13 protein-coding genes are annotated in these 15,171 nt (G+C 64.2%); 4 read left to right on the plus strand and 9 right to left on the minus strand.

From position 1 onward, the window contains the following. Positions 1-18: 18 nt before the first annotated feature. The 5 genes from QQL24_RS28105 to QQL24_RS28125 all read right to left on the minus strand — a co-directional run bounded on the left by QQL24_RS28105 (position 19) and on the right by QQL24_RS28125 (position 6,284). On the minus strand, positions 19-684 hold the full coding sequence (locus QQL24_RS28105) for a hypothetical protein (protein ID WP_284315617.1): 666 nt from the start codon (positions 682-684) through the stop codon (positions 19-21). Between the two features lie 180 nt (positions 685-864). Next, on the minus strand, positions 865-1,410 hold the full coding sequence (locus QQL24_RS28110; RefSeq protein ID WP_284315618.1) for a Fur family transcriptional regulator: 546 nt from the start codon (positions 1,408-1,410) through the stop codon (positions 865-867). Positions 1,411-1,654: 244 nt separating this feature from the next. Beyond that, the gene (locus tag QQL24_RS28115) at positions 1,655-2,944 is read right to left on the minus strand and encodes a glutamate-5-semialdehyde dehydrogenase (protein WP_284315619.1); all 1,290 of its coding nucleotides are present in this window, start codon (positions 2,942-2,944) and stop codon (positions 1,655-1,657) included. Between the two features lie 282 nt (positions 2,945-3,226). After that, positions 3,227-4,819: a DHA2 family efflux MFS transporter permease subunit gene (locus tag QQL24_RS28120; RefSeq protein ID WP_284315620.1), complete on the minus strand. Its 1,593-nt coding sequence runs from the start codon at positions 4,817-4,819 to the stop codon at positions 3,227-3,229. 97 nt (positions 4,820-4,916) lie between these two features. Further along, positions 4,917-6,284: an HlyD family secretion protein gene (locus tag QQL24_RS28125; protein ID WP_284315621.1), complete on the minus strand. Its 1,368-nt coding sequence runs from the start codon at positions 6,282-6,284 to the stop codon at positions 4,917-4,919. 181 nt (positions 6,285-6,465) lie between these two features. On the opposite strand from QQL24_RS28125, the gene QQL24_RS28130 reads away from it, so the two are divergent. After that, entirely contained in the window at positions 6,466-7,122 is a 657-nt protein-coding gene (locus tag QQL24_RS28130) for a TetR/AcrR family transcriptional regulator (protein ID WP_284315622.1), read from the plus strand. Between the two features lie 345 nt (positions 7,123-7,467). Here the strand turns inward: QQL24_RS28130 and QQL24_RS28135 are convergent, their stop codons facing one another. Continuing rightward, a complete protein-coding gene (locus QQL24_RS28135) occupies positions 7,468-8,187 on the minus strand; it encodes a hypothetical protein (RefSeq protein ID WP_284315623.1) in 720 nt (239 codons plus the stop codon). Between the two features lie 148 nt (positions 8,188-8,335). Here QQL24_RS28135 and QQL24_RS28140 point away from each other — a divergent pair, with 148 nt between their 5' ends. Beyond that, positions 8,336-9,400 carry a helix-turn-helix domain-containing protein gene (locus QQL24_RS28140; RefSeq protein WP_284315624.1) on the plus strand — a complete coding sequence of 355 codons (1,065 nt, stop codon included), beginning with the start codon at positions 8,336-8,338 and terminating at the stop codon, positions 9,398-9,400. Positions 9,401-9,558: 158 nt separating this feature from the next. Here the strand turns inward: QQL24_RS28140 and QQL24_RS28145 are convergent, their stop codons facing one another. Continuing rightward, positions 9,559-9,843, minus strand: a complete 285-nt coding sequence (locus tag QQL24_RS28145) for a hypothetical protein (protein WP_284315625.1) — start codon at positions 9,841-9,843, stop codon at positions 9,559-9,561. 297 nt (positions 9,844-10,140) lie between these two features. Between QQL24_RS28145 and QQL24_RS28150 the strand changes: the two genes are divergently transcribed. Then, positions 10,141-11,589, plus strand: coding sequence for a TIGR04222 domain-containing membrane protein (locus QQL24_RS28150; RefSeq protein WP_284315626.1), 1,449 nt, complete (start codon positions 10,141-10,143; stop codon positions 11,587-11,589). Positions 11,590-11,656: 67 nt separating this feature from the next. Here the strand turns inward: QQL24_RS28150 and QQL24_RS28155 are convergent, their stop codons facing one another. Further along, positions 11,657-12,130: a translation initiation factor 2 gene (locus QQL24_RS28155; protein WP_284315627.1), complete on the minus strand. Its 474-nt coding sequence runs from the start codon at positions 12,128-12,130 to the stop codon at positions 11,657-11,659. A 671-nt stretch (positions 12,131-12,801) separates the two neighbouring features. Beyond that, on the minus strand, positions 12,802-14,364 hold the full coding sequence (locus QQL24_RS28160; protein ID WP_284315628.1) for a trimethylamine methyltransferase family protein: 1,563 nt from the start codon (positions 14,362-14,364) through the stop codon (positions 12,802-12,804). A gap of 396 nt (positions 14,365-14,760) precedes the next feature. Here QQL24_RS28160 and QQL24_RS28165 point away from each other — a divergent pair. Beyond that, a partial coding sequence (locus tag QQL24_RS28165) for a transposase (protein ID WP_284315629.1) occupies positions 14,761-15,171 on the plus strand: 411 nt, incomplete at its 3' end.

Below are 15,171 nucleotides of genomic sequence, written 5' to 3' on the forward strand. Positions count from 1 at the left end.
AAGGCGTTCAAGCGCTTGTCATACGCGCCAATTCTTGGGGTCGCTGACGGGATCCAAGGGCTCCGCCTTGCGCCGGACGTCGGAGAAAGGTTGGCTTCGTGGTTGCCACGGACCGGACCTGGCGGCTCTGCGCCGTCCGCGCCAGCTCTGCCAGGCAAAACCGGTGTCAGAAAGCATCTGCAGGAAAAGAACCAGGCCGAGTGCTGCTGAGAGGATCATGCCGGGTTCGATGCGCGGCTTCGTGCTGGCCGGCGCTTGAATGGGGGCTGCGGTCGCTGCGGCGGTCGTCGGAGCCGCGGGAGCCAGCACCGGCGCCGACAGGGCGATCGTCGTCTCGCGCCAGCTTCGATAGCTGCCCCGGAAGGCTCGGAGAGTCTTGAACGGCGCGCAGCGCTCGACAGCCTGCAGCAGGGTGGCCTGCTTGACGCGGTCGGCGAGAGCGCCGGTGGCTTCGGCCAGAACAGGCCTGCTAGCGAGGGAGCCGTCCGGTTTCAGCGATAATTTGATCTGTACGGCATTGCCAGGCAACGGGATCGAAGCCGGCCAACAGGCCTGCACGGCTCCGGCGAGCAGTGCCTGGACGTCATCGTGCAAAGCGGATTGGGCAGCGAGGGGATCAGAAGACGCGAGTAGGAAGCCGGCAACAAAAAGGAGGCACAGCCAAAGAGCGATCACGTCAGGCAAAAGTTTGCCTCGGGAACGCACACGCCCAGACATTGGGGGCTTCAAAAATCGCGAGCTCGCGTGAGCGACATACACAGTATTACGGGCCTTCGCCGCTAGGTTAGCTTCGAAGATGCACGCGTGAACAAGGGGTTTGCAAGAGGCGGTTTGTGAATTCCCATCGGAATTTTGTGTATGGGACTACTCCGCCGCCTTCGCCCGGCAATGGCTGCAGATGCCGGCGATCTCGATCACCTGCCCCCGCGGCTGGAAGCCGATGGCGCCGGCGGCCTTCGCCAGGGCCTGGCCCACGAGATCGGACTCGGCTTCCCCCACCGTGCCGCAGCTCTCGCAGATCAGGAACATCACCACGCCGCCGCCGGAATGGTCATGCGCGCAGGCGATGAAGGCGTTGCGGCTCTCGATGCGGTGGGCGAACCCCTGCTCGAGCAGGAAGTCGAGGGCGCGATAGACCGTGATCGGCGCCGGGCGCTTGCCCTCGCCGTCCTCGAGCTTTTCGATCAGCTCATAGGCGCCGATGGGGTGGTGGTTGGCGGCGAGCGCCTCCAGCACCTGGCGGCGGATGGCGGTGAGCCGCACGCCACGCTCGGCGCTGAGCGTCTCCGCGCGGCTGAGGGCGCTCTCGGCGCAATGCGAGTGGTCGTGATCGGGCGCGACGAAGACGGGGGCATCGCCGTCATGGGCATGCCCGTGGTGATCGTGGTCGTGGGAATGGCGGTGTGCCATGGAAAGCCTCTCCCCCGTATGTAGCAAGGGCAGGGCGGTTTCGCCAGCATCGCCGGGATCGCAAGCTTCCAGCCTGCTCTTTCCCGGGTGCGCGGACGTCTCGTCCGCTCTTCCGCAGGCAAGGAAGAAACCGGCGGGATATTGATGGGCCCTCGCTCCGCCGGGCGAGACGGGTCGCTTCCAAGAGCGGACGGGACGTCCGCGCACCCGGGGAAGAGGCGGACTTGAAGTCCGCGCTCCCGGGCTACGGCCTCACCGTGCCCTGCCCGCGCACCTTGTACTTGAACGAGCAGAGCTGCTCGGCGCCCACCGGGCCGCGTGCGTGCATCCGGCCGGTGGCGATGCCGATCTCGCCGCCGAAGCCGAATTCGCCGCCGTCGGCGAACTGGGTCGAGGCGTTGTGCAGCACGATGGCCGAATCCACTTCGTTCAGGAAACGCTTGGCCGCCTCTTCGTCGCCGGTGACGATGGCATCCGTGTGGTGCGAGCCGTAGCGGTCGATATGGGCGAGCGCGGCGTCGATGCCGGGGACCACCTTCACCGAGATGATGGCGTCGAGATATTCCGTGGTCCAGTCGGTGTCGTCGGCCGGCTTCACATGCGGATCGACGGCGAGCGTGCGGGAATCGCCGCGTACTTCGCAGCCAGCGTCGAGCAGGGCTTTCACCAGCGGCTTGAGGAAGCTCGGCGCCACGGCCTGGTCGACCAGCAGCGTCTCGGCCGCCCCGCACACGCCGGTGCGGCGCAGCTTGGCGTTGAGCACCAGCGGGATCGCCATGTCGAGCGAGGCGCCTGCATGCACATAGACGTGGTTGATGCCCTCCAGATGCGCGAAGACCGGCACGCGCGCCTCGGCCTGCACGCGGGCGACGAGGTTCTTGCCACCGCGCGGCACCAGCACGTCGATCGTCCCGTCGAGCCCGGCCAGCATGGCGCCGACGGCGGCGCGGTCGGCGGTCGGCACCATCTGGATCGAGGCCTCGGGCAGGCCGGCGGCCTGCAGGCCCGTGCGCAGGGCCTTGGCGATCTCGACGCAGGTGCGGAAGCTCTCCGAGCCGCCGCGCAGGATCGAGGCGTTGCCAGCCTTCAGGCACAGCGCCGCCGCATCGGCCAGCACGTTGGGGCGGCTTTCGAAGATGACGCCGACCACGCCGAGTGGCGTAGAGACGCGCTCGAATTCGAGGCCGTTGGGGCGCTTCCATGTCGCCAGCACGCGGCCGACCGGATCGGGCTGCGCGGCGACCTCGCGAATCGCCTGGGCGATACCGGTGACGCGCTTTTCGTTCAGCGTCAGGCGGTCGACGAAGGAGGCGAGTTGGTTGCGGGCGATGGAATCGGTGACGTCGAGGGCGTTGGCGGCGAGGATTGCCGCCTCGTGGGCCTCGATCGCCCTGGCCATGGCTTCGAGGGCTGCGTCCTTTTGTGGAGCCGGGGCGAGCGCCAGGGTCCGCGCGGCGGCGCGCGCAGCAATTCCCAGTTTGCGCATGACGGCGATGACATTACCGTCGTCCAATCCCCGGTTCGCGTCGGGCATGGTCCACCCTCGGTTGGTATGGTCAGGCTGAGTTGGTTAGGCCGGATCGGGGCTGGTTGCAAGGGCTGGGAGCGAGGAGTCGTTCCTGGGACCGCAGGCGTCTCGCCTGCTCTTGAACCGCGGCGTTTCCAAGAGCAGGCGAGACGCCTGCGGTCCCAGGAACGTCTCGAAACGGTAACGCGGAACCCTCATAGGTTTGCTGCACCTGCTGGTTCAGCGCCCCGCTTCCAAGAGCGGACATCGCGACATGCAGGCATGTCGCTGTGATGCCCGCGCTCCCAGTCAGTGCCCGCCGCCGCCACCGCCGCCGCCCATCACCTGCGGGCGCTTGACGAAGAAGATCGCGCCGCTGAGGCAGACGAACAGGATGGTCATCAGGAGGAACACGTCGGAGAAGGCCAGGATGAAGGCCTCGCGGCGCATCATGCCGACCAGGTTGGCGATGGTCATCTGGTCGGCGGCCGCGCCGAAGGTCGAGAAGCCCGCCTTCATGTTCTCATAGGTCTGCATCACGCTGTCGCGGCTCCAGTTCACCATCTCACCGAGACGGGCCAGATGCAGGTCCTCGCGCTTGTTGAGCACCGTGTTGATGATGGCCAGGCCCACGGCGCCGCCCAGATTGCGCATCAGGTTGAACAGGCCCGAGGCGTTCTTGATGCGCTGGGGCGCCAGCGTGCCGAGCGCGATGTTGGAGATCGGCACCATGCACATCATCAGCGAGACGCCGCGCAGGATCTGCGGGATCAGGATCTCGTAGAAATCCCAGTCATGGGTGACATAGGTCATGATCCAGGTGTTGAGGCCGAAGCCGAGCAGGCCCCCCACGATCATGTAGCGCACGTCGATGCTCGCCATCAGCCGGCCCGCCACCGGGGCGGTGAGGAACATGCAGACGCCGGTGACGAACATCGTCTCGCCGATCTGCTTGGAATCATAGCCGCGCACCACGTCGAGATAGACCGGGAAGAGATAGGTCAGGCCGTAGAGGCCGATGCCGAGCACGAAGGAGAAGGCCGAGCCGGCGGCGAAATTGGAGTCCGAGAAGGAATAGAGATCGACGATCGGCGCCTTGGCGGTGAGGACACGGGCGAAGAACACGATGCCGCCGATGACCGAGAGGATCGACATCACCAGCACGGAGGTCTCGTCGAACCAGTCATGGTTCGGGCCTTCCTCCAGCGCATATTCCATCGCGCCCAGGAAGAGGGCCATGGAGAGCAGGCCCGTCCAGTCGAAATTGTCGAGGAGGGAGAGGTCCGGCTTGTCGAAGTCGACCAGAGTGAAGGTCATGATCGAGACGATGATGCCGGGCACGACGTTGATGAAGAACAACATGTGCCAGGAATACCACTCGGTCAGGATGCCGCCGACAGTCGGGCCAATGGTGGGGGCAAGCGTGGCGACCAGGCCGATCATCGGCGAAACGATCGGCTGCTTGGAGCGCGGGAACACGGTGAAGGCCGCCGCGAACACGGTGGGGATCATGCCGCCGCCGATGAAGCCCTGCAGCGCGCGATAGACGATCATCTCGTTGATGTTGGTCGCCGTCCCGCACAGGAAGCTCATGAACGTGAAGCCGGCGCAGGAGACCGCGAAGGTCCAGCGCGTGGAGAAGGCGCGCGACAGGAAGCCCGAGAGCGGGATCATCACCACTTCGGCGATCAGATAGGCGGTCTGCACCCAGGGGATCTCGTCGCCCGAGGCGCCGAGGCCAGCCTGGATCTGTGGCAGCGAGGCCGAGACGACCTGGATGTCGAGGATCGCCATGAACATGCCGAACACCATCGCGAGGAAGGCGATAAGCTTGCGCTTGTCGATCTTGTCGGAGGCCGGAGCGGCGGGAATGGCAGCGGATGTGGCGGTTGCGGTGGCCATGGCAAGCCCCTCGGAGCGCGGACATCCTGTCCGCCTCTTGGAAACGACGTGTTCTACGAGAAAGAAAGAGCAGACGAGACGTCCGCGCTCCCAGGATTTACCCCTTCGGACCTGTACGGCTGTCGACGTTCACCACCACGCTCAGGCCCGGCAGCAGCTTGCCGCTGAGGGCGATGTCGGCGGGAACCTCGATACGCACGGGCACGCGTTGGGTGATCTTGGTGAAGTTGCCGGTGGCGTTCTCGGGCGGCAGCAGGCTGAACACCGAGCCCGAGGCTGGCGAGAACTTGCCGACAGTGCCTTCGAAGGTCTGGCCGTCCATCGAGTCCACGGCCACTTCCACCTTCTGGCCGGGCACCAGCGGTCCGAGCTGGGTCTCCTTGAAGTTGGCGGCGATGTAGATGCTCTTCAGCGGCACCAGGGCGATCAGGCGCGAGCCGGGCGCGACATACTGGCCGGGCTGGGCGGCGCGGTTGCCGACGATACCGTCGGTCGGCGCGCGCACCACGGTGGCGTCCAGATCGTTCTGGGCCTTGGCGACGTCGACGTCGAGTTCCTTGGCGGTCTGCTCGGCCTCGGCCTTCTGGGCCTGGATCACGGCGAGGTTGGCGGTGGCGGCGGTCACGGCCGACTGGGCGCTGGTGAGGGCGGCCTGCGCATTGGTCACGCCGGCCTTGGCACTGGCGAGCGAGGCATTGGCGCGGTCGCGATCGGCCGTGGTCTGGTCGAGGGTCGCCTTGGAGCCGAAGTTCTGGTTGGCCAATGAATTGGCGCGGTCGAAGGCGGCGTTGGCGCGCACGATCTCGGCCTTGGCCGAGTCGACATTGGCATTGGCCGACTGGATGCCGGCCCTGGCCGATTCGACGCCGGCCTTGGTGGTGTCGATAGCGGCCTGCTGGGCGGTGATCTGCTGGTCGATGCGGGTGATGGTGGCGGTCTGCGTGGCGCGCTTGGCCTTGGCCGAGTCGAGCGCGGTGCGATAGTCGGTGTCATCAAGCGTTGCGATCACGTCGCCCGCCTTGACGGCATCGCCATTCTGCACGGGCACGGTCTTGATATAGCCGGCAACCTTGATGCCGAGGGTCGAGACATCGGCCTGCACATAGGCGTCGTCGGTGTCGACCATGAAGCGGCCATTGGTCCACCATTCATAGCCGTACCAGCCGCCGGCGACGAGCGCGATGGCGATGAGACTGGGGAAAATGATGCGGGCCTTGGAGCGCTTCTTGGCGGGCGCGGCCGGAGCGGTAGGCACCTGGGTTGTGGGAGCAGGAGCCTGCTCGCTCCTCTTGACTTCGGAGGGCTTGGTTTCAGCGGGCTTGGCAGAAGGCGCGTCCTGTGGCGCTGGAGCTTCGGCGCGCTGGCGTTCCAGCGGAACGACATTATTTAGGATAAGATCGTTATCGTCGGCGCCCAGGGCGTTCGAAGTGGCATCGGCATGGTTATGTTCGCGGGCTGCGTCCATCGTCTTCTCCCACCGGGATGGAGACCAAGGCCTGGCCTCCGTATTCGAACCGAACGGTTCGGTCATTGCTCAGATCGAACCGAACGGTTCAGTCATTTGTGCGTTGACTAACATGCCTTGCTGGGATACGCAATAGAAATCGAACCGAACGGTTCGGTCACAACAGGATGGATTTTTCGCCATGCTCGCCGAAAGCTCGGTGTCGCCGAAAGTGTCGGCCACGATTCTGCCGATTATCGACAATGCCAAGAGCCGCCAGATCCTGGACGGCGCCCGCAAGATCTTCCTGGCCCAGGGCTTCGAAGGCGCGAGCATGAACGATATCGCCAAGGAGGCCGGCGTCTCCAAGGGCACGCTCTATGTCTATTTCGAGAGCAAGGAGCGGCTGTTCTCGGTGATCATCGACGAGGAGCGCGCCTCCCATGTCGAGGGCATCTTCAATTTCGACTTCAAGACCTCGCCCGATATCGAGGCCGTGCTGCTGCGCATCGCCATCGAGATCACCACCTTCATCACCCAGCCTCGCATCGTCTCGGCCATGCGCGCCGTGATGGGTATCGCCGAGCGCATGCCCGAGCTTGGCGAGCATTTCTACGAGCGCGGCCCCTGCTATTCGCGCAACCGCCTGTCCGAATATCTCGAAACGCGCGTGGCCGCCGGCCAGCTCGACATCTCCGACACCCAGCTCGCCGCTGCCCAGTTCCTGGAGATGTCGCACGCCCCGCTGGTGAAGCCGATGTTCTTCATGGCCACCAAGACCAGCCCCAGTCCGGAACGCATCCGCGCCGTGGCCGAGTCGGCCGTGCGGGTGTTCATGTCGGGCTATGGGGTGAGGTGAGCCTAAAGCGTTTTGCGATTTGACGGAATCGGCAAGAATCGCAAAGACGCGTCGAAACAAAGAGTTAGAGCAAGGCAGCGTTTGCGCCTAAACGCGCTTTGCTCTAGGAGCGCCGGCTTTCCAGCCGGCCTCTTGGAAACGGGGCGTTGGGCGGATTGGGCGCGAATTGGTGTGCCGGTCTTCAGACCGGCATCTCTCCACATAGGCCAAGGGCATGCCGTACCCGCTACATCGACTGAAAGTCGATGTAGCTGAGAAGACCGGCACACCGAATTCCGGTCGGCGCTCTGGACAGAAGAAGCAGGCGAGACGCCTGCGATCCCAGGAACGGCTCTGGCGCTTCGCCTACCGGATCCTTGCCCTCAAGAAATTCCCATTGATCCGCACCTGCGGCTTTGCCCCCGGCGTGCTCGCCAGCGTGCTGTCGACCAGCGCGGCATTGCCGTTCACGCTGTAGTCGACCGGCGTGGCGGACGGGAAGCTCAGCTCGGCATTGAGGGCGTTGCCGCTGATTGCGATGGTCTCGTCGCGCTCCACCCTGTCGAAGGCCAGCCGGGCCTGCACGGCATTGCCCTCGATGTCGATGCTGCCGGCGTGGCCGTCCAGCACGATGTCGCCGGCATGGCTCTTCACCTTGAGGGTGCCGAAATCGCCCGTGAGGCGCGACATCGTCGCTTTCTGGTCGATCGTCACCGCGGCACCCGCAGGCAGGTTGACGTTGAGCTCGATGGCGCAGGCCTCGTCATCATCGAACAGCGACCAGGATTGCGAGCCGGTATTGACCAGAAGTTCCGATCCCGAGATCGTCATGGCGCCGGTGAGCTCGCAGCGATTACCCGACCAGCTCGAATACCAGAAGGAGAACCAGCCTTCGGTGCGGCCGCGCAGCACCGCCTTATAGGGCGCGCCGGCATCGGTGGCGATGTCGATGCGGGCCGCCTCGCCCTCGATGACCACGCCGGTGACCTTGCTGACGTCGAGTTCGCTCGCCGAGGTCCAGGCCTGGCTGGGCAGGGCCCAGACGGCGGCGATGACGAGGCCGGCGCCGATCCATATCCTTTTCATATCCGCTCTCCTTCCCGTGACGGGATGGCGGCCAGCTAAGACCAGGGGCGTCGGCAGCGAGACCTCGATCGCGATCCGGGTCGAGCGCGAACGCGATCCGGGACAGGAAGGGATGGTCCGAGATGCCTGCCGGGATTACGATACACCCATGATCTTCCTGCCTCTGCCCTTTGTTTGCGCCCTGCTCTTCCTCATCCTGCTGGTACAGATGCTGCGACAGGACGAGCGTGCCTGGCATGACAACCCCTTCTTCCTGCTGCTCACCCTTTATGTCCTGCAATCGGTGGTGATCGGCCTGCACTGGGGCTACGGGCTCAAGGCCGTGATACCGCTGCAGATCGTGCTGGCGGCGCTCGCTCCACCGCTGGCCTGGCTGAGCTTTCGCACACTGACGGTCGAGGAGACCGGCTGGCGCTGGGACAAGGCGTGGCCGCATTTCCTGCCGACCCTCCTCGCCCTCGTGCTGATCTTCACCTGGCGCGCGCCCGTTGACCTCGTGCTGATCCTCACCTTTCTTGGCTATGGTAGTGCGCTGGCGTGGCTGGCTTATGGCGGCCCGGACAGGCTCGTGGCCCCACGTCTCGATGGCGTGCTGCGCTCCTACCGCTCGCTGCAGCTGACGGCCTTCGCTACCTTGTCCTCGGTGGTGACGGATCTTGCCATCAGTGCCGACGTGGCCTTGTTCGGCGGCGCCCACGCAGCCGCGATCGTGGCGGGCTCCAATGTCGTCGCCCTGCTGATCCTCGGCTCCGCCGCCTCGGTGGCAGGGTCGAGCACCGTGAGCAAAGCGGAGGAGGAGGCGCAGGGGCCTGTGGTATCAGAACCCGTCGGAATGCCGGCCATCGTGCCGGAGACGGTGGAAGAGGACCGCGAAGTCGCCGCAGCGCTCGATGCGCTGATGGCGGGCCGGAAGCTCTACCGCGACACCGACCTCAATCTCGGCCGCCTTGCCCGCAAGCTCGGACAGCCCGCCCGCCGCGTCTCCTCGGCCGTGAACCGCATCCACGGCATGAGCGTGTCGCATTACGTCAACAAGCACCGCATCGAGGAGGCCTGCCGCCTGCTCGCCGCCACGGATGAGAGCGTCATCAATGTGATGATGGAGGCCGGCTTCCTCAGCAAATCCAACTTCAACCGCGAATTCCTGCGCGTGACCCGCACGACGCCCATTGCCTGGCGGCGGGAGAACCGTCTGCCGCTGGCGGCGGAGTAGGAGCCATCGGCGATCCGGGTGCACGGGCATCCTGCCCGTTCTTCTCATCCTGCAATCGCAGCGGTTCAAGAACGGGCAGGATGCCCGTGCCCCGGAGAACAGAAAGGCCCCGCTTTCGCGAGGCCTTCGACGCAAAGCAACCTGGACGCAACCGGTACTCAGTAGCAGACCTTCACGCGTTCCCAGTGCCAGCCATAGTAATCGGAAACCTGGCGGCGCTCGATGTGGCAGCGGCGATAATAGACCGGGCGATAATCGTCATAGTAACCGTAGCTGTTGTTGTAGGCGGCGCCGGCGAGCAGACCGCCGATCAGGCCGATGCCAGCGCCGGCAGCGAAGGCGCCGTTGCGGCCGTAGCGGGCTTCAGCGGTTCCGGTGGTGGCAACGGCGGCGCCAGCCAGCGTGGCGGCAACCAGAGCACCGGTCAGGATCTTCTTGAACATCGTCGTCTTCCATCTGTCTGTCTTTGCGCGGGCTTGCGCTTGTTCGATGGAGAGATCTTGCCGGAGGGCGCCGATGACTTCCGTGCGTTTCAACACGAGGTTGCAGGTGATATCGCCATCGTTCCCGCAGGCCGGGCGGCCGATGTTACGTTGGTAACACGCTCCTTATCCCAAGTAGCGCATGGCGAGTGAAGGGTGCTACAATAGAATAGTCTTCCATTGCTGCGGTGGCTCTTGTCGAACACGGACGTTCCTGGCGCTCGGGTTGCCTTTCCCACAAGGGAACCGGATGCGGCTTTGCATGCTCTCTGGGCCCGGCTCGAGGCCTATGATCCCGACAACCCCGATGACGTCCTTCCCTTCAGTGCGCGCCTGGCGGCCAAGACCGGCTGGAGCCGGGAGAAGGCGCGGCGGGTCGTCGAGGAATATAAGCGTTTTGTCGCCATCGCCCTGTCGAGCGGGCACGGCGCCTGTCCCTCGCGCGCGGTGGACGAGGCCTGGCACCTCCATCTGATGGATACGCGCCGCTATTGGGGCGAGTTCTGCACCGGCGTGCTCGGCCAGGACTTTCATCACGAGCCGGGGCGCGGTGGCGTGGAGGAAGACCTGCAATTCGGCCGTCTCTACCGCGCCACTCTCGCGGCCTATCGGCGATTTTTCGCTGAGGCGCCGCCAGCCGATATCTGGCCCGATGCCGATGCGCCGCCGGTTGAAGGAGCGGCTGGGCCGGTGGAACGACGGCGGACGCTGCCACGCCTGCGGACATTGTTGACAGGACCGTTCCGGCTCCTCGCCCTGATAGCGGCCGTGCTCGCCGTGCCGGGCTGCGCGGCGATCTATGATTCCTCCAGCCCCGATGCCATGCAGGGCCCGGAATTCCTGTTCCTTTATATCCTCCTGCTGCTGGCCGCCGCCGCCGGGACCTGGCTGCTGCAGAACCGGGTGCTGCTGCCGCCGCGCAAGCCCGCCATCGCACCAGAAAGACTCGGCCCCTACCACTTCGCCTTCCTCGCCGGCGGGGTACAGCGCGTCTTCGAGACCGCGCTGGCCCGGCTCTATGTGAACGACCATGTGGTGATGGAGGGATACAGTATCATTCCGGCCAAGCCTCTGCCGCCGGCCGCCCATCCCGTCGAGCGGGTGGTCATCGCCGGCATCGGCGCAGGGGCGCGGAGCCTGAATTCCGGTCTGGTCCAGAATGCCGTGCCGGCGATCAAGCAGGATCTCGCCGATGCCAGCCTCATTCCTTCCTGGGACGATCTCAGCCGCTCGCGCCAGGTAGCGCTGCTGGTCATGGGCCCCGTCCTGCTGCTCGGCCTGGTGCGTCTGGCCTTCGGTGTCATGCATCACAAGCCGGTCCTGCTGCTGGTGGGCACGCTGGTGGCGGCAGGGGTCGGCATTTTCCTGCTCCTGCGGCGGAAGATTCTGGTGAACGCCGCGGGACGACAAGCCTGCGATCTCGCTCGCGAGCGTTTCCTGGCCCGGGGCGAGGCGCGGCTCGACGACCCGGATCTTGCTTACCGCGTGGCGTTGGGCGGCAGGACCGTGCTGATCGGGCTTGGTCTCGGCGTGTTCGCCGCCTATCTGATCCCGCCCGTTTCCGCCAATTCCGGCTGGTTTGCTGGAGGCGGCGGCGATTCGAATACAAGCAGCTGCTCGTCGAGCAGCGACAGTTCGTCGTCAAGCTGCAGCAGCAGCAGCAGTTGCAGTTCGAGTAGCTGCAGTTCCAGCACCTGCGGCGGGTAGAGGTTCCGAAAAGAGCGTGGCGGCCAACGGCCGCCACATGAGTTCCATCGGCCGAGCAGCGGCCGGATCAGCTCGTCGGGCCGCTTCTGCGGTCGACGACGTCGTTGGCGCTGGCGACGCGCTTGTGCCTCTTCGGGTGCGGAGCGGCGGGCGCCTTGACGGTCGCGACAGGCTGCAGGGTGACGGTGATCGGATTGGGATACTGCTCCAGCGTGGCGCCGGTTGCGGCGTCGACACCCATGCCGACCACGCCGCCAACCAGCAGGTTGCCGGCAAAGCCGGCGGCGCCGGCCCCAGCCACGCGGGTTTTTACCGGCACGTCCATCGGCTGATAGCCTTCCTTGCTGATGGTGGCGACGAACTCGCTCTTGCGGGAGACCTGGAAGGTGCAGGGGGTCGTGCAGGAATTGCCTATCGACGTCTGCACATGGGCCTCTGACGGCGTGGAGACCACCTGGATCTGGTTGGTCGTGCCGCGCGTCACGGTCGAGCAACTGGCGAGGGCCACACCTGCCAGGGCGACAAATACGAGCTGTTTCATGATCGTTTCTTTTTCTGTGTTGCCGCAGGGGAAAATTGGTGGAGATCCCAATTCCCTTGCGGCTTGATAGCCGGTTTCTTTTTGTAATAGTTGGTATCGCAGTGAAGCTTCCAATCAAGCTCACGATCTATGCTCTAGGCATGGATACGTACAGTAAGCAAGCACTTGTTCGCGGCTTGAGATATATCCACAAGATTGGGTGTAAAAATATTGCGTAGAAGCGAAGGGGCGCGATTGCAGAGATGCCAAGTCGACATGAAGTTATTTTATGGCACATGGTCGTATTATTCAAAATAATGACAGAGATTTGTTATATAATATTCGAATTTTAAGTCTGTACTTTAGAAAATATTGAATATATAGAATTCATGGAACGAAGATAAGGCAATGGTTGTACTGTGGTATATCTGTGCCGTAGCCCGTAACGATCAGGCCGTGAATATCGGGAACGCTGTCGAGCCCGAGGCCTTGCTTGTCTCTATGCAGGGGCAATCCATACGATCCATGCATGTGCATCATGTGGCAATGGCAACTGCCGTGGATCCTCAAAGTGTTGTTCTGGTGGGCCATGCTGGTGCTGGCCAGATTCGCTTTCCTGCGCTGAGCCACATCCCAAAAACAAAACGCCGCCCCCAAAGGAGCGGCGTCGAAGGTCCTGATCCCCGAAAGGCTCAGTACATCGCGTCGGGCATCGAGGCCTTCTTGCGTTCGATGAAGTCGCGCAGGGCCTCGTCGGTGCCCGGATCGATGGCGGGCGCCTCGTAGTCGGCCAGCGTCTTCTTCCAGATCTTGTTGGCGCGCTGGGCGGCGTCCTGCTTGCCCTCGGCTTCCCACTGCTCGACCGAATTGTTGTCGGCCACGGTGGAGCGGTAGAAGGCGGTCTCGAAATTGGCCTGGGTGTGGGCGCAGCCGAGGAAGTGGCCGCCGGGTTCCACCTGGTGGAAGGCGTCCATGGCCTGCCCGTTCTCGGACATGTCGACGCCCTTGGCCAGCACATGCATGGCGCCGAGCTGGTCGAAGTCCATCACGAACTTCTCGTAGGAGGCCGAGAGGCCGCCTTCGAGCCAGCCGGCCGAATGCAGCATGAAGTTGACGCCGCCGAACATGGCGGGCAGCAGCGTGTTGGCGCTCTCATAGGCCGCCTGGGCATCCGGGATCTTGGAGGCGCAGAGCGAGCCGCCCGAGCGGAAGGGCAGCTTCATGCGGCGGGCGAGCTGGCCGGCGCCGTAGATGCACAGCGCGGCTTCCGGGGTGCCGAAGGTCGGCGCGCCCGACTGCATGGAAAGCGTCGAGACGAAGGTGCCGAAGATCGCCGGGGCGCCGGGGCGCACCAGCTGCAGGAAGGAGATGCCGGCCAGAACCTCGGCCAGAACCTGCGTCAGCGTGCCCGCCACCGTCACCGGGCTCATGGCGCCAGAGAGGATGAAGGGGGTGATGATGCAGGCCTGGTTGTTCTGGGCGTAGACATCGGCCGCGCCGAGCATGGTGTTGTCCCATACCATCGGCGAATTGGCGTTGATCAGGCTGGTGCAGACGGTGTTCTGTTGGATGAAATCCTCGCCGAACAGGATCTTGGCCATGTCGACCGTGTCCTGCGCGCGCTCGGGCGCCGTGACCGAGCCCATGAAGGGCTTGTCGGAGAGGCGCATATGGGCATAGACCATCTCGAGATGGCGCTTGTTCACCGGCAGGTCGACCGGCTCGCACACCGTGCCACCCGAATGATGCACATAGGGGTTGGCATAGGCCATCTTCACGAAATTGCGGAAGTCCTCGATGGTGCCGTAGCGGCGGCCCTTGTCGAGGTCATGCACGAAGGGCGAGCCGTAATTGGGCGCGAACACCGTGTTGTTGCCGCCGATGACGACGCTGCGCTCGGAATTGCGGGCGTGCTGGGTGTATTGCTGCGGCGCCGTCTGGATCAGCTTGCGGGCAAGGCCGCGGGGAAAGCGCACGCGCTCGCCCTTGATGTCGCAGCCGGCGCCCTTGAGCAGCTCGATCGCGCGGGGATAGTCGCGGAACTCCAGGCCGATTTCCTCCAGCAGCGTCTCGGCATTGTGCTCGATGATCTGCATCGCCTCTTCGGAGAGCACCTCGGTGAGGGGGATGTTGCGGGTGATATAGGGGATCGACACGCCGCCGCGCTGCACCCGCGCGGCCCGGCGGGCATCACGGCCACGGCGCGAGGCGGAAGGGGCTTCGGTATGCGTGGTGGTGTCGACGGCCTCGGTCATGGCGCTCTCCCGGAATTCGATCCGCCTGTCATAGGGGAGACCGCGCCCGGCTCGCCGCCCAAGCGCGCCGAAGAATTGCCGGAAAGCGACGCTGACGGCGCGAGGAGGATAGGGAGGGGGGCGGGTCTTCAGAGCCTGACTGAAAAGTCGGCGGAACCCCAATTTTTTGTCATTGCCGGGCTTGTCCCGGCAATCTAGGGATGCCCAAACGCTGGAGAAGTGGTGCCAGGATACCCGGGGCAAGCCCAGGTATGACAAAATCTGCGCCTCCCTCGGATTCTACACGACTTTTGAGTCAGTCTCTGAATTCTACTGAGTCACGATTTTAGGAGATTCGCGCGCGTGTGAGATTTGGTAGGGTTGTGATTCGTCTCAAGAAGCGAATTGGCGGCTCGAATGACCCAGAACATCGACGCAGGTGAGGATCGTTTTAGTAAGTATGTCAATGAGTTGACGTTGGCTCTTGGTCGAGCGGATCGTGCTGTGCCGTTCAAGGACTATTGCACGGGCCTGCTGCTACCTGGCGAGCGCAAGAGCGTGGAACCGATGGCAGCGGTGGTGGCACCGGGCCATGTCTCGGCCAAGCATCAATCTCTGATGCATCTGGTGAGCCAGGCGAAGTGGTCTGACGCGGCCGTGCTCAGCAAAGTGCGCGAGCTTGTCCTGCCGGCGATCGAAGCCAGTGGCCCGATCGAGGCTTGGATCGTCGATGACACGAGCTTTGCCAAGAAGGGCGATCATTCGGTGGGCGTGACCCGCCAATATAGCGGACGGCTGGGCAAGGTCACCAATTGCCAGGTCGCGGTA

This window comes from Labrys miyagiensis (assembly GCF_030160835.1).
GTDB classification, from domain to species: Bacteria; Pseudomonadota; Alphaproteobacteria; order Rhizobiales; family Labraceae; genus Labrys; species Labrys miyagiensis.

What these genes read in the sequence shown, in the direction of transcription:
- QQL24_RS28110 (WP_284315618.1), bottom strand. Translation starts at nt 1,410, where the DNA reads ATGGCACACCGCCATTCCCACGACCACGATCACCACGGGCATGCCCAT.
- QQL24_RS28115 (WP_284315619.1), bottom strand. Translation starts at nt 2,944, where the DNA reads ATGCCCGACGCGAACCGGGGATTGGACGACGGTAATGTCATCGCCGTC.
- QQL24_RS28120 (WP_284315620.1), bottom strand. Translation starts at nt 4,819, where the DNA reads ATGGCCACCGCAACCGCCACATCCGCTGCCATTCCCGCCGCTCCGGCC.
- QQL24_RS28125 (WP_284315621.1), bottom strand. Translation starts at nt 6,284, where the DNA reads ATGGACGCAGCCCGCGAACATAACCATGCCGATGCCACTTCGAACGCC.
- QQL24_RS28130 (WP_284315622.1), top strand. Translation starts at nt 6,466, where the DNA reads ATGCTCGCCGAAAGCTCGGTGTCGCCGAAAGTGTCGGCCACGATTCTG.
- QQL24_RS28135 (WP_284315623.1), bottom strand. Translation starts at nt 8,187, where the DNA reads ATGAAAAGGATATGGATCGGCGCCGGCCTCGTCATCGCCGCCGTCTGG.
- QQL24_RS28140 (WP_284315624.1), top strand. Translation starts at nt 8,336, where the DNA reads ATGATCTTCCTGCCTCTGCCCTTTGTTTGCGCCCTGCTCTTCCTCATC.
- QQL24_RS28145 (WP_284315625.1), bottom strand. Translation starts at nt 9,843, where the DNA reads ATGTTCAAGAAGATCCTGACCGGTGCTCTGGTTGCCGCCACGCTGGCT.
- QQL24_RS28155 (WP_284315627.1), bottom strand. Translation starts at nt 12,130, where the DNA reads ATGAAACAGCTCGTATTTGTCGCCCTGGCAGGTGTGGCCCTCGCCAGT.
- QQL24_RS28160 (WP_284315628.1), bottom strand. Translation starts at nt 14,364, where the DNA reads ATGACCGAGGCCGTCGACACCACCACGCATACCGAAGCCCCTTCCGCC.